Origin of the sequence: Acetobacter sicerae (genome assembly GCF_011516765.1) — a bacterium.
In the GTDB taxonomy this organism is placed as follows: domain Bacteria; phylum Pseudomonadota; class Alphaproteobacteria; order Acetobacterales; family Acetobacteraceae; genus Acetobacter; species Acetobacter sicerae.
Genome location: NZ_JAAABN010000001.1, coordinates 296,752 through 310,973 on the forward strand (window position 1 = coordinate 296,752; position 14,222 = coordinate 310,973).

At 59.9% G+C, this 14,222-nt stretch carries 14 protein-coding genes; 4 read left to right on the forward strand and 10 right to left on the reverse strand.

What is annotated here, in order from left to right; genetic code table 11:
- Window positions 1-31: 31 nt before the first annotated feature.
- From GVI59_RS01290 to GVI59_RS18930, 9 genes are all read right to left on the reverse strand, one after another.
- Window positions 32-850, reverse strand: coding sequence for an MBL fold metallo-hydrolase (locus GVI59_RS01290; protein ID WP_173572488.1), 819 nt, complete (start codon window positions 848-850; stop codon window positions 32-34).
- 29 nt (window positions 851-879) lie between these two features.
- Window positions 880-1,671 (reverse strand): TatD family hydrolase, encoded by a 792-nt coding sequence (locus tag GVI59_RS01295; RefSeq protein WP_173572489.1) that lies wholly within the window; start codon window positions 1,669-1,671, stop codon window positions 880-882.
- On the reverse strand, window positions 1,668-3,215 hold the full coding sequence (metG, locus tag GVI59_RS01300; protein WP_173572490.1) for a methionine--tRNA ligase: 1,548 nt from the start codon (window positions 3,213-3,215) through the stop codon (window positions 1,668-1,670). The genes GVI59_RS01295 and metG overlap by 4 nt, the downstream gene beginning before the upstream one ends.
- Window positions 3,216-3,368: 153 nt before the next feature.
- Window positions 3,369-4,325, reverse strand: a complete 957-nt coding sequence (locus GVI59_RS01305) for a DNA polymerase III subunit delta' (RefSeq protein WP_173572729.1) — start codon at window positions 4,323-4,325, stop codon at window positions 3,369-3,371.
- A 63-nt stretch (window positions 4,326-4,388) separates the two neighbouring features.
- Window positions 4,389-5,063: a dTMP kinase gene (gene tmk / locus GVI59_RS01310; RefSeq protein ID WP_173572491.1), complete on the reverse strand. Its 675-nt coding sequence runs from the start codon at window positions 5,061-5,063 to the stop codon at window positions 4,389-4,391.
- 4 nt (window positions 5,064-5,067) lie between these two features.
- Complete coding sequence (locus tag GVI59_RS01315) at window positions 5,068-6,393, reverse strand: serine hydrolase (protein WP_173572492.1); 1,326 nt, start codon at window positions 6,391-6,393, stop codon at window positions 5,068-5,070.
- Window positions 6,394-6,403: 10 nt separating this feature from the next.
- Window positions 6,404-7,312, reverse strand: a complete 909-nt coding sequence (locus GVI59_RS01320) for a septal ring lytic transglycosylase RlpA family protein (protein ID WP_173572493.1) — start codon at window positions 7,310-7,312, stop codon at window positions 6,404-6,406.
- Entirely contained in the window at window positions 7,309-8,310 is a 1,002-nt protein-coding gene (locus GVI59_RS01325) for a lytic murein transglycosylase (RefSeq protein WP_173572494.1), read from the reverse strand. Before GVI59_RS01325 ends, GVI59_RS01320 begins: the two co-directional genes overlap by 4 nt.
- A 128-nt stretch (window positions 8,311-8,438) precedes the next feature.
- The gene (locus tag GVI59_RS18930; RefSeq protein WP_242012860.1) at window positions 8,439-8,945 is read right to left on the reverse strand and encodes a hypothetical protein; all 507 of its coding nucleotides are present in this window, start codon (window positions 8,943-8,945) and stop codon (window positions 8,439-8,441) included.
- A gap of 185 nt (window positions 8,946-9,130) precedes the next feature.
- Here GVI59_RS18930 and GVI59_RS01335 point away from each other — a divergent pair, with 185 nt between their 5' ends.
- Together GVI59_RS01335 and GVI59_RS01340 are read left to right on the forward strand one after the other, a co-directional pair.
- Window positions 9,131-9,715 carry a DedA family protein gene (locus GVI59_RS01335; protein ID WP_173572731.1) on the forward strand — a complete coding sequence of 195 codons (585 nt, stop codon included), beginning with the start codon at window positions 9,131-9,133 and terminating at the stop codon, window positions 9,713-9,715.
- A gap of 45 nt (window positions 9,716-9,760) precedes the next feature.
- Window positions 9,761-10,996 (forward strand): ATP-grasp domain-containing protein, encoded by a 1,236-nt coding sequence (locus GVI59_RS01340; RefSeq protein WP_242012862.1) that lies wholly within the window; start codon window positions 9,761-9,763, stop codon window positions 10,994-10,996.
- Between the two features lie 25 nt (window positions 10,997-11,021).
- Here the strand turns inward: GVI59_RS01340 and GVI59_RS01345 are convergent, their stop codons facing one another.
- On the reverse strand, window positions 11,022-11,483 hold the full coding sequence (locus GVI59_RS01345; RefSeq protein WP_173572495.1) for an MlaD family protein: 462 nt from the start codon (window positions 11,481-11,483) through the stop codon (window positions 11,022-11,024).
- A gap of 229 nt (window positions 11,484-11,712) precedes the next feature.
- Here GVI59_RS01345 and GVI59_RS01350 point away from each other — a divergent pair, with 229 nt between their 5' ends.
- Window positions 11,713-12,579 (forward strand): undecaprenyl-diphosphate phosphatase, encoded by an 867-nt coding sequence (locus GVI59_RS01350; protein ID WP_173572496.1) that lies wholly within the window; start codon window positions 11,713-11,715, stop codon window positions 12,577-12,579.
- A 119-nt stretch (window positions 12,580-12,698) separates the two neighbouring features.
- Entirely contained in the window at window positions 12,699-14,204 is a 1,506-nt protein-coding gene (locus GVI59_RS01355; RefSeq protein WP_173572497.1) for an amino acid permease, read from the forward strand.
- Window positions 14,205-14,222: the final 18 nt, after the last annotated feature.

A 14,222-nucleotide genomic window follows, 5' to 3' on the forward strand; every position in this document is an offset into this window, starting at 1 on the left:
TTGATGAATACCACGAATCTCACGATTCGGATCAGGAGGCGATCAACCCCGGCGCCGTGAAGGTCAGTCCGTCAAAAGCAGCCTCAACTCCCACGGGAAGCGTCTTAGCCAGGGTCGCCCAGTCCATGAACGGCCCAAGATGCGTGAGAATTGTACGGCGGGGCTGAATGCGCTCACGCCATTCCAGAACCCGACCCAGCCAGGCATGAGCTGAATGAGGCTTTATCTGGAGGCAATCAATCATCCAGGTATCGACGCCCTCCAGCAGGGAGAGGACTTCATCGGTCAGGGATACAACGTCCGTGCAATAGGCAAAGCCTCCGCAGCGAAAGCCGAGGGAATTGAGTTTCCCATGATCCTGCTCGAAAACATCAAGAAGCAGACCGACGATCTCCTGTCGTTCTCCCCCCTTGATGAAACGGGGCTCTACACCGGGGCGAAACGCATCCTTCGGCGTCCACGGACGAAACGCATAGTCAAAGCGTCCATGAATCTCTGAGAGAGTCGTCTCGGTGCCGAAAATCTCGATCGGCCGTTCAAGCGCCCAGTTGAAGGGCCGGACATCATCCAGACCGGCGATATGATCGGCATGGGCATGCGTGTAGAAAATCGCATCGGCATAGGGAATGCCGTTTGCAATCAGCTGATTGCGCATATCCGGCCCGGTATCCACGAGAAGACGACGCTTGTCCGGAGCCTGCACCACAATGGACGCGCGTGTCCGGCGGTTGCGGGGCTCATTCGGGTCACACTCGCCCCATGCGCCACGCCCGTCGGCTCCACCGATAAGCGGCACGCCGGAAGAGCCGCCACAACCAAGAACGGTGATGGTGAGCGTGGTGTCAGTCACGATTGGTCTTTCCCGTATTGAATGGCTGTTCAGTGTGCGCGGCTAAACAGGCGGCGGAAATTGGCTGTGGTCGCCTCAATGAAGGCCTGCTCCTCCATTCCTCTTGCCTGCGCGACCACCGCAGCGGTGTAAGCCGTATAACCCGGCTCATTTCGCTTGCCGCGACGCGGAACGGGCGCAAGGAACGGAGAATCGGTTTCGACAAAAATGCGATCCAGCGGCACACCGGCAGCGATATCACGCAATTCCTGACACTTCGGAAACGTCACGATCCCCGAGAAGCTGAGATAGCCCCCCAGTTCCAGAGCCGTCTTCGCCAGTTCCGGACCGGACGCGAAGCAGTGCAGCAGAAACGGAAAAGCACCCCGCGTTTCCGTTTCTGCCCGCAGGATCGACGCCATATCCTCATCAGCCTGACGGGTATGGATGGCCAGCGGCAGACCGGTCAGACGCGCCGCATGGACATGCTCACGAAAGCTCGCCTGCTGTGTCGGTCGCACTTCTTCCGCGCCGTGGAAGTAGTCCAGACCGCTCTCACCGATCGCCACGACTTCCGGATCTTCCGCCAGTTTCACGATGGCGGCGGCATCCATCGGCGCTTCTTCCATCACGTGATCCGGGTGCGTGCCAATGGCGCACCAGATCGACAGATCCGGCCTGCTGTAGCGGGTCAGGGCCTTCTGCTCGGACTGCCGCGAGAGCCGCGTGCCGATGGTGACCATGCCCTCCAGACCGAACTCTTTGGCCCGGTCCAGCAGGCCCGGCATTTCCTCTTCCGAGAAATGGTCGAGATGGCAGTGCGTGTCGATCAGGCCGGTCATTTTGTCTCACCAGCTTCCGGTTCGACGTAACGGGGGAAAATCCCTTCCGGCTTCGGCAACGGACGCCCGGCGGGAAGTGGCATTTCCAGCGCGTCGAAGTCCCGTTCGCCCGGCTCGACACCAAGCTGCGTGAGCATCTTGTCCATGCTTTCGGGAATGTAAGGCTGAAGAACCGTGGCGATGGACCGCAGCGCATCAGCCAGAACACGCAGAACGTCGGCCATCCGCTCGGGATCGGTCTTCTTCAGCGCCCACGGAGCCTGATGGTCGATATAGGCGTTGCAGGCACGGATCAGTTTCCACGCTTCTTCCAGCGCGTCCGTCAGAGCCACGCGGGCGATCTGCGCCTTCATCACGTCGGGCAACACGGCGGCCTGTCCCAGCAGATGGGCGTCCGCCTCGGTGTGTTTACCCTGCGCGGGCAGGATGCCACCGCAATTGCGGGCGATCAGGGACAGCGTGCGCTGACCAAGATTGCCGAGGTCGTTGGCCAGTTCGACGTTCAGGCGATTGATGAGCGAGCGGCGCGACAGATCGCTGTCACCGCCGAACGGCACTTCACGCATCAGGAAGAAGCGGACCGGATCGACGCCGAATTCCTTCACCAGATCACGCGGGTCGATGACGTTGCCGAGCGACTTGCTCATCTTCTCGCCTTCGACCGTCCACCAGCCGTTGGAGAAAACCATGTCCGGCAGTTCGATACCGGCCGCCATCAGGAAAGCGGGCCAGTAGACCGTGTGGAAACGGGCAATATCCTTGCCAACAATATGCAGGTTCGCTGGCCAGAACTTCATGCGCGGTGCATTGGCGTCGGGATAACCGAGCGCGGTCAGATAGTTGGTCAGCGCATCGAACCACACATACATGACGTGGTCGGCATCGCCCGGAACCGGCACGCCCCACTTGAAGCTCGTGCGGCTGACGGACAGATCACGCAGCCCCTGCTTCACAAAGCTGACAATCTCGTTGCGGCGACCGACGGGACCGATAAAGTCCGGATGTTTCTCGTACAGTTCGAGCAGACGATCTTCATAAGCCGACAGCTTGAAGAAGTAGGACGGCTCACGCATCCATTCCACCGGCGCACCGGTCGGAGCGACCTTGGTGCCGTCCGGGCGCGTGGTGATCTCGTCCTCGCTGTAGAACGCCTCGTCGCGCAGGGCGTACCAGCCTTCATAAGCACCGAGATAGATGTCGCCGTTGGCCGCGACCTTTTCCCATACGGCCTGAGCGCCTGCGATGTGACGCGGCTCGGTGGTGCGGATGAAGTCGTCATAGGAGACGTTCATCGCATCGGCCATGCTGCGGAAATCAGCGGAAATCCGGTCCGTGAACGCCTGCGGAGCCTCGCCCGCCATCTGCGCCGCCTGCTCGACCTTCTGGCCGTGCTCGTCGGTGCCGGTCAGGAAAAACACCTCGTCACCGCAGAGACGGCGAAACCGGGCGACGATATCAGCGGCGATGGAGGTGTAGGCATGGCCGATATGGGGCGCGCCGTTTACATAATAGATCGGGGTCGTGACGTAAAAACGGCCGGTCATGTCCTGCTCTTCGTTAGGTCTATCTGTCGGATCAGCTCGGGCGTAAACGCTCATTCAACGGCACGAGACACCGTGCGATCCTGACTGTGCAGCCCTATCCATATCGGATCGCCGTTCATGAAGCGACCCCCGGCAGAGGCAAATCCGTTCTGATCAGTTGTGCTGCGTCTGTCCTGCGACCGTCAGCGCCTCAATGATCGCTTCCTGCTTGTCCAGATTGAAATTCTCGGTTTTCGCGCGGATTTCCGCGACCTCGCGCCACGCATCCGCCAATCGGACGCCTGTCTGTATCTCGCTTCTGGACACAGCGCGTGCTTCTTCAGCGATGGCGCTCCCCAGAAGGGTGAAGAACAGCGCAAAACTCCCCTCTCCCGCACGCGACAGGATTTCCGCAGCGTCCAGAATGCGCCCGGTGGACATGCCTCTGACAGCTTCATGCACCAGAGTGTCGATGGCTCCGCCTTTGTCGGCCAGTAGCGCTATGGCGCGGCCCGGCGATCCTTCGGCCAGCGGCACGACGCGTTCGATCTCTCCCGGCTCAGCATCCGGCACTGTGTTTCGCAGCACGGCCCGGACATCGCTTTCCCCAAGAGGCGCGACCGGCAGCTTCCTTACACGACTGCGGATGGTCGGCAGCAAGGCTCCCGGCGTGGCGCTGGTCAGGATCAGAATGGCGCGAACGGGCGGTTCTTCGAGAATCTTGAGCAGCGCATTGGCCGCGTTACGGTTCATGGCTTCGGCGGTATCGACGATGACGACCCGCCAGCCGCCTTCCGCCGCCGTGCGGTGCATGAAGGCGTTGATGGGGCGAATATCATCGGCGACGATCTCGCCACGGAATTTCTGGCGCTTCTCGTCAAAAGCCCGTCCAACCGCCAGCAGATCGGGGTGAGAGCCCGCACTCACCAGACGTCCGGCTGATGAGTGGCCGTCCTCCGCGCCGAGCAGCCTGCGCGCCATGCGAAAAGCCAGCGGGAGTTTACCGATTCCCTCCGGGCCGGTCAGAAGCCACGCGTGGTGAAGCCTCCCCGATGCAAAAGCCTCGTCGAACGCCCGGAAGGCGGCGTCATGCCCCACAACATGCAGCGACGCCGCGCGTGCCGCATCCATCGGCGAGGCCACCGCATTGGGATCAGATTCAGCGGCCGATGTGGCGCGTCGGGCCGCCATACCTCAGCGCTTTTCGAGAAACGTCTTGAGCAGACCGACCACCCTGTCGGTGATCGCCGGCACATCCTCGCTTTCGGATGAAACCCGCACGAAACGCTCCGGCTCCTTATCGGCGATCTGACGGAATCCTGCCGCCAGACGGGCGTGAAAGGCGCGATCCGCGCTTTCATACCGATCAAGCGGGGCTCCCTGCCCGGCGGCGGCGGCGGCACGCGCCGTAATGCGACGATGGCCTGTCTCCAGACCAACCTCGAACAGCACGGTAAGGTCCGGCGTCAGGCCGACAATATCCCGCAGGGAGCGGATCATCGCAATCAGGGCCGGATCTCCCTCTCCGCGGCCATAACCCTGATAGGCCATGGTGGAATCAAAGAAGCGATCACACAGAACGATCTTTCCGGCCTCCATGGCGGGACGGATGACCTGATCGACATGATCGCAGCGGGCCGCGAAGTGGGTCATGATCTCAGCCCGCGCCGAAAGATCATGCTTCCCGAAGAGCAGCAGTTCCCGCAGGGCTTCCGCTCCCGGAGAACCGCCCGGCTCGCGCGTCGCCACAACCTCGTAGCCGAGCGCTTCCAGACGAGGCGCCACCGCCCGGAGCTGAGTCGATTTACCGGCGCCTTCTCCTCCTTCAAAGGTGATGAAGGCGCCGGGTCTTTTAGCTGCAACGCTCACCGTATCAGTGACGCTTCATGCCAAGACGGGCGGCGATGCGTCCACCAAAGCCAAGTTTGGCCACGCTGGTACCGGCCTCCACTGGAACAGTGATGACGGTGCCCTGCGGAGCTGGCGCAGCGGGAGGCACCGGCGCTCCTGCAACGGGAGCCGGAGGAACCAGCGCCGTCTGGCTGGTCGGAAGTGTGATGGTCAGCTGGCCCAGTGACTGCCCCGCCGTGACCGGCGCCGTAACAGGCGAGAGGTAGTCCACGGAAATATGCACGCGGGACTGCCAGCCATGTGGCAGCAGGAATGTCACGTCACGGGACGCTACGACGGGAACAGTCGCATCCTGCCCCATCCACACCGGAGCCTGATCCAGCACCTGCCCTTTGCGTGCAATGACAGCCAGCTCGAAATTGGCGAAGGCCCAGCCAAGCAGACGCTCGCCTTCGTGCGCGCGGATGTTGGTGCTCGCCATGCCGTTGATCGCCATGACCACGCGGCGCCCTTCCCGCTTGGAGGAAGCGCAGAGACCGAACCCGCCTGCATCGGTGTGACCGGTCTTCAGTCCGTCAGCAAGCCCCTTGTCGACCAGAACGTTACGGTTGCCCTGATTGATCTTGTTGAAGGCGAACGAGGTCTCGGAGAAGAAGTGATAGTACTGCGGGAAATCGCGGATAAGATGGGTCGCGATGGTGCAGACATCCCGCGCCGACATGTAATGGCCTTCAGCGGGCCAGCCGGTCGTGTTCATGAAGTGGGAATTGGTCATGCCCAGCTTGGCGGCCGTGTCGTTCATCAGGGCGACAAACTGCTCTTCGGACCCGGAAACGCCTTCCGCCAGCACGATGCAGGCATCGTTGCCGGACTGGATCAGCATGCCCTGTATCAGGTCCTGCACCGGGATGCTCTCGCCCAGCGGCACGAACATCTTCGAGCCCTGCATGCGCCACGCCTTTTCGCTGACAGGCAGCGTCTGGTCCAGCTTGAGGCGTCCTGCATTGAGCATGCCGAACACGACATAGGCCGTCATCATCTTGGTGAGAGAGGATGGCGGCATGTGTTCGTCGGCGGCTTTCTCCAGCAGCACCTGTCCGCTGTCGAAATCGGTGATGCAGGCCCAGCGGGCGACCGTGTCCACGGGACCGATCGGCGTCATGGCAGGCGTCGAATCAACAGCCGGCGCCACGGACTGGACGGAAGAGGCTGCTTTTCCACCATGCCGGGAAGCATGACGGGGCTTTGCCGCGAATGCCGTGCCTGACAGGCCGACACCATTCAAAAGGCCGGCGCCACCGGTGATGGCGGCCGCGCCGCTGGCGAGAAGTATCCGACGGGTCTGCACGTTCCCAATCCTATTCGACGACAATGTGGGCCCCCGTTAACCCGAGGGCCAATGCGTGGTCCAGCGCTGCGTCTGCGTCAGCAACACCGGAAAATGGTCCGACACGTACGACCCAGCCGGGACCGTTATTGTCAGAGGCGTAACTCACCGTTCCTCCGGCGCGTGACGCTTCTATCGCCGCATAGGACCGCTGTGTAAATCGTCCGACTTCAATCCAGAGACTTCCCGGGGTCGCCCAGCCTTGTGTGTAAACGACAGGAAGGGACGGCAGAGAGGCGGGCTGCACCTGTTGCGAGCCGGACTGCAGCTGGTCGGTCGAGGCCATTTTCTGCGTGACTGCCGCGTCCAGCGATTCGGTCTGCACGGTGCCGACTGGTGCGGCCTTCATATCCAGCAGAGGACCACCCGGCAGCGTTTCGGCGAAGATCCGGCTCGGCAACTCGTTCTCGATCACTTCGACACGGGCAGGTTCGCCCCCCATCCCAAGCGCCGCCGCTGCCTGCGGCGTCAGAGAAATCAGTCTGCCACGTTGTTTCGGTCCCCTGTCGTTCAGGCGGACCTCGATCTGCCGACCATTATCCAGATTGCGCACAGTCACCTGCACCGGCAACTGAAGGGTCGGATGAGACCCCGTCATCGCCTTTGGATCATAAATCTCGCCGTCCGCCGTGATGTGGGGAGATGTATCAGCATCCACCACAGCCAGACCACTCTCCCGCCAGGCGAATTCCTGCCGTGGATAACGCCAGACACCATCCTGATTGTAGGCGGCCCCGACTTCGTAATGGATGTGGGCGGACGGCAGAGGGGGAGCGGGCTTATGGCAGGCCGCCAGAAGAATCACTGTTCCGGGAACGAGCCACCGGGCGACCGACCAACTTACCGACCGACTTCTGGCGCGGCGGACCGGAAGCTTCATGTTGTAAGATCACCCATCAGCCCGACGCCCAGTGCGTAATAATCTGACGGGTTATAGCGGCGGATCACGTTGAAATTGTGATACACCATGAAAGCCTCGCCACCCGGTCCATCAGGGCGGACAATGGCCCCCTCCACTTCCGGTCGCCCGAAGGCTGATCCGTCCTTGCGACGGACACCGGCGGCCATCCAGGCCTGAAGCGTGCGGGTATGGTCGCGCCCTACCGCCGACTGCGGCAGAGACTCCGGCACGGTGATTTCCTGCCCCCACGGTTCGCCTGTCTTCCAGCCCGATTTGGCAAGATAATTCCCGATGGACATCACCACATCAGGCACACTTTTCCATATGTCGGCGCGGGATGAGCCGTCGAAGGCGCGGGCATATTTCAGATAGGCGCTCGGCATGAATTGAGGCTGTCCCATCGCTCCGGCATAGCTGCCGGTCATGGAAGCTGGTGGAATCCGTCCCTCGCCGAGTATCTGCAGGGCTTTCAGGAGTTCGGAACGGAAAAAAGCGGCGCGACGACCGTCGAAAGCCAAAGTTGCCAGTGCATCGATCACGTTGAAACCGCCGGTGATACGGCCGTAATAGGACTCAAGCCCCCAGATCCCCATGACCGGCTGACGATCCACACCAGTCGCCGTCTCGACTCGCACGAGCGAGCCATGCTGCTTGGCATAGGCTGCCCGACCTGCGTCGATCTTGGCCTGTGTCAGCACCTTTTCCCGATACTGCGCCCACGTCAGAGTGAATTCCGGCTGATGGCGGTCAAGTTGCAACACGCGCGCATTGGGTTGGTGTGTGAGGGCGAGCGCCTCGCTGACCAGCGAACTCGGCAATCCCATCCCGGTCGCCTGACTGCGGACGCCCTCCAGGAACTGCGCATAGGCCCCCGTCGCACGAGACGTTGCCGCCTGAAGCAGTGTGGGACGCAGGGAAACGGCGGAACCAAGCCCACCAAGCAGCAGGCCACGCACTGCGGAACGACGGTTGATCATGCAAGTCATACCGGCACACTCTCCAAAATACTGCGCTGCCTGTCAGATGTCGGAGAAAATGTCCTTCCGCATCCATTCACGCATTCCCTTACTGCGATCGCAGGGGCTTCTCCAGAGGGGCGATGGACCTATTTTACGGCACCCTTCAGGCGACGGCGCTCCGCAATGCCAAAAAAGATGAAATGTTCGAAAGGGTTCGTGGCCGGGTCCACATCCGGGTTGGCCTCCAGATAGGCGCGGCCATCGAAATAGGGATTGGGATTTCTCCCCTCCCGCCAGCCTTTTTCCATGTAATGACGACTGGGGTCGATGCAGGCGTGACCGACGTCGGGATGCTGCTTCAGATACCATTCCCGATCAAAAAAACGGACTTCGACGGGAAGCGCTTTCGCTTCCGCTTCAGTCATCCGGATAACGGGAGGTCGTGGTGCAGGCGCAGGCCGTGGCGATGATGTTATGGGAAAGGAAGGGGTTCTGGGCGTTTTCCTGATAGCGCGGCGGCGCACACCAAGAGCGGCGGGAGCTGGCCGATTTCCTACCGCAGCCCGCAAGGCGGCCAACCGGGCTGGACCCGATAAAGGCAAATTCGGAATTTCACGGGCGAGGTCGACGAGTGAGCACAGTTTTTCAGACAAAATAGAACCGTCCTGCTCCATGGAATGAAGTAAGGCACAGTAAACACAAACAGGCGGAAGTTAAGTCTTTTTTAACCAATTTTTTTGCAGCAGAACCGGATTAGCTGCCCCCTGTGCATTTTTGGAAACTGGAGTTCAGTTCCGGCTCGTGTAAAGAACGCGCGATGTCCTTCGATCTGTCCAGCATGCTGACAACCGGCCTCACCACTGCCGCGCACACTCCCCTGTGGCAGGCCGTGACGATCATAATCGGCACATTCATTCTTGAAGATGGCGCGACCATTCTGACCGCGATTGCTGTCGGAGATGGGGCGGTCACGCTCCCCCTCGCCCTGTTCTCTCTCTATGTCGGGATCGTCACGGGAGACGCCGGATTATATGGGCTGGGACGTCTGGCCGCCTTCTGGCCGCCTGCCCGGCGCTGGGCGCCTTCCACAGCCGGAACGGAAAATGCTTCAGGCGTAAAATGGTGGCATGGCGCAGCTCTTTTCCGAGTCATTTTCGTGTCCCGCTTCATTCCCGGCACCCGCCTTCCGATTTATACGGCGACGGGCTTTTTCCATGCCGGTTTCAGGGTTTTCATCCTTGCGACGGCTCTGGCCACCCTTCTGTGGACAACCGCACTATTTGCACTGTCGCTGAAAATGGGTCAGATCCTGCTGGATGAACTTGGCGCCTGGCGCTGGGTTGGTGTGGCAGGGTTTATCTTGGCTATCGTTCTTGTCGGACGTCATGTCGCCCGCATGCAATCGCCATCTGCACGAGGTTAGGGCGAAATGGATCACTTGGACGGAACGGGTCTTTCTGACCTTGCCATGGACACATCTGCAGACTCAGGCAGCACGTCGGAACCGACTTCGCCCACCATCCCTTCTTCTCTCCGTGGCCCGTCCGGTTCAGGAGCGAAACATCAGGCTGCGCCTTTCATTCCCTCCGCCCCTGAAAACAGGAAACGGTCTTTCATCGGCACTGTGGTCGCGCATCTGCGTGGACGGCATATCGAGAACGCAGAACCCGTCAGCTTTTTCGAATTCTGGCCGGGCTGGCTGTTCTACACGCCGATCGTCGCCTACTGGCTCGCTCTGGGCGTGCGCTACCGTGACATGGGCATGCCCACAGCGGCCAACCCGCTGATTTCCACCGGTGGCCTCTGTGGCGAGAGCAAAAGCTCAATCCTCGACATGGCTGGTCCGTTTGCAAAAGGCTTCATCGCTCCTTACGCGATTCTGGATACCGATCGTGACGATCTGAGACGCGCTGAAGCCGCCATGAAAGCTGTCGGCATCGCCTGCCCTGTCGTCGTCAAACCGGATGTGGGCTGCAATGGCACAGGCGTAAAACTCGCCCGCACGCAAGCCGATCTGGAACAGATTCTGCAGGAATACCCGCGAGGTGTCCGGCTTGTACTCCAGCGCCTGATTCGCTGGGAGCATGAGGCGGGGCTTTTCTACATTCGCCACGCCGGAGAAAAGCAGGGGCGGATTACGTCCATCACCTACAAGGATGTGCCTGTTCTGCTGGGTGACGGAGAATCGACCGTCGCCGAACTGCTGGATCGCGACCCCCGGACGAAGTTGCTGCCGCACATCTACCGCCCTCGCCTGGCCGACCGTCTGAACGATGTGCCCGCCGCAGGCGAAGGTTTGCCGCTGGTCTTTACGGGTAATCATTGCAAAGGTTCGGTTTTCCGGAATGGCGCGGCCGACATTACACCTGAGCTGACAGCGGTTCTTGATCGCATCATGCAGGATATTCCGGAATTCCATTTCGGCCGTGTGGACGTAAAGTTCCGTTCGCCGGACGCCTTTCGACGCGGCGAGGATTTCGAGATCATCGAAATCAATGGTGTAGGGTCGGAAGCGACCCACATATGGGATGCCCGCACGACCCTGCGGGAAGCCTATGCTGCGCAATTCCATCATTATGGCGAGGCGTTCCGAATCGGAGCTGAAAATCGCAAGCGCGGCTGGAAATCCACACCTCTACCGGCGGGATTTCGTCTCTGGTTCGAACAGCGCCGGCTGCTGCGCTCCTATCCGCTGAACGACTGACTGTCGTTACGCAAGTCGGATCAGATCAGTTTACGGGCAGACCGCCATTTCCGAAAATATAGTTACTTACCTGCTGTTCGAGGCTTAAAGGCTCGCGGGTATTGGTGAGAACATCCCCGGCCTTTGTCAGCTGGCTGGACTTTCCGGGCTCGATCATCAGGGCGTTATCGCCTGACATGGTTGTCGAACCGACGCTCAGAACGCTGTCCACAGGGAAATGCAGCGTATCATTGACTTCAAACCTGACGACAGCCAGCTGCGTTTGGGAATCCAGATGCACATCGGAGACGCGTCCGACAGACACTCCCGCAATATCGACCGCCGCTCCGGAGTTCAGGCCGTTTGCGGATACAAAGCTCGCGGAGAGCGGGTAACGGGAAACGCCAAAGCTGGTCTGCGTTCCGTGAGCGTAGACAGCAAACCCTATAGCGGCAGCCAGAACGCCAAAACTGAAAACGGTGGTTCCTGTCTGTCGGTTACGAGCCATTCCTGCGTCCTTTTATCGAGCATTTCTGAACGCCCATCATGCTTCAATAAGGCTTCGCAACCCCACACGGTCAAGCCGGCGGGAAAAAAGAATAACGCATTGATACCAAAACGATCATAAACACAGTATCCCTGCCCGATAAGGCGCGGTAATTTTACCGTAAATATTCAGACGATTCATCCGCGCATCACGCCTGAGTCGTCAGGTCTTTCAGGAACGGGTTCAATCTATGTCATTGCTGCAGGCCCTCATCATTGCAATTCTTCAGGGGGCAACCGAGCTCTTCCCGGTCAGCAGTCTGGGTCACGCGGTGCTGCTGCCTGCCCTGCTGCACTGGCCTTTCGACGAAAGTGATCCGACCTTTCTGCCTTTTCTCGTGATGCTTCATCTCGGGACGTCTGTAGCCCTGTTCGTGTTTTTCTGGCGCGACTGGGCCGCCATTATTGGTGGCGCCCTCGGACTGCATGGCAGACGGTATCGACTGGAGAGTTTCCGTATCCTCTTCCTGCTGGCGATTGCGACTGTCCCGGCTGTTCTCTGCGGCGGCCTGTTCGAACATCTTTTCCGTCGTCTGTTCGGTTCTCCCCTGCCGGTTGCGGGACTGCTTGTTGCGAACGGTGTGATGCTTCTGATCGTGGAGAGACTACGCTCGCGGATTTCCCCGCAACGGGGAGAAGAGCCCGAGGCCGGCCGACCGATCGCCAGCCTGACAGCACGGGACGCCCTGTTTATTGGCCTGTTCCAGTGTCTCGCCCTTTTTCCGGGCATGTCCCGTTCCGGCGCGACCATCGCTGGCGGCCTGCTGCGTGGACTGCATCATGATGTCGCCGCCCGCTTTTCGTTTCTGATGGCGGAGCCGATCATTCTGGCGGCTACGGCTCACCAGATTCTGAAAATGCGCCACGTTCCCGTGACGCATGAGCAGATCCATCAGGGTGCGATTGCGGCCTGTGTCGCTGGTGTCACTGCCCTGATCTGCACCGCCATTCTGATGCGTTACTTCAGCCAGCATGAAAAATGGGCTCTGGCTCCTTTTGCCTATTACTGCATCCTGCTTGGTCTAGGATCGCTCGTCTATCTGGGCGGCATTCTGTAACGAACAGTTCGGACTCTTCACTCCCATGACCGATTTTCTGTCGTGGGAGCTTGCGGGGCCATAGTGACTGCTCGCCCGCAAGCAGTATTTTTCAGACAGAGCAGCAGATCGTCCGGAACATGACAGAACCACGACGCAAAACGGTCGAACAGGCCGTGCAGGCCAGTGAAACATCTGGCCTGCGTCGCACCATGGGCCCTTTTCATCTGACCATGCTGGGCGTTGGTTCCACTGTTGGTGCGGGCATTTATGTGATGGCAGGGACGGCGGCAGCCAATTATGCCGGTCCCGCCGTCGTTCTCTCTTTTGTCATTGCAGGTTTTGCCTGCCTGTTCACAGCCTTTTCCTACGCAGAACTCGCTTCTTCCATTCCGGTTTCGGGGTCAGCCTACACCTATGCCTATGTGTCGCTGGGCGAACGGGCTGCCTGGTGGGTCGGATGGCTGCTCCTGCTCGAATATGGCATTTCCTGTGCGGGCGTTGCCTCCGGTTTTTCCGGATATGCTGTCAGCTTTCTGCATGATTTGGGCATTATCATTCCTGATGTCCTGCACGCTTCGATGGTCACTGCGTCCATGACGGCTAACGGAACAGTGCTGTCAGCCGGATGGCGCATCGATCTGCCGGCCACCATGTCCGTGCTGATCGTAACCGCCATGTTGATGCGTGGTGTGACAGAATCCATCACCATCAATACAGCCATCGTTCTGCTCAAGACCATGACCCTGCTGATCTTTGTTTCGGTCGGACTGACGGCGATTCATCCGGACTACTGGCGCCCTTTCCTGCCCGCTTCAGAAGGCGTCTTCCGCTACGGCATCGGAGGTGTCTTTCGGGCTGCTTCCGTCGTCTTTTTTGCCTATGTCGGTTTTGAGGCTGTCTCGACTGCTTCGACAGAAGCCCGCTCCCCCCGACGCGATATCCCCATCGGTATCATTGGATCGCTCCTGATCTGCACGCTGATCTATCTCTGCGTAGCGTTAGTCCTGACGGGTGTCGTTCCTTGGCGTCAGCTGGATGTGTCTGACCCGCTGGCTCTGGCTGCGGATGCAATCGGGTCGCCGTCCCTGGCGGTGCTGGTGAAGCTTGCTGGAGTGATTGGGCTGTGTTCGGTTCTGTTCGGTCTGCTCTACGGTCAGAGCCGGATCTTTTTCACCATGGCTCAGGACGGCCTTCTGCCGCCCATCTTCAACCGCCTACATCCGCGTTTTCACACCCCGGTCGCAGGCTCTCTGCTTCTGGGCCTGCTGGTGGCACTGGCTACAGCGACACTCCCAATCGACATCATCAGTGATCTCGTGAGCATCGGCACGGCAGCAGCATTTGGCGTCGTCAATCTGACTGTCATCAGGGACCGTTCAGTCCGCCCTGAAGCGGAACGTCCTTATCGCGTTCCTCTCGGGGCTATACGGATAGGCCGCCTCTGGCTGGGCCTTACTCCCCTATTGGGCATCTTGTTTGCTGGCGTGATGATGCTGCCTCTTCTGGTCGAACTGACCAGCGGCATTCTCTCGGGCAATCGACTGCCAGCGATTCTGCTGGGCATATATTTCGCTTCAGGTGCAGTCATTTACCGTTTTTACGGCCTGTCTCATTCAGAATTGGCCAGAAACCGGAAGATATGACGTTATGAAGCCTGATAT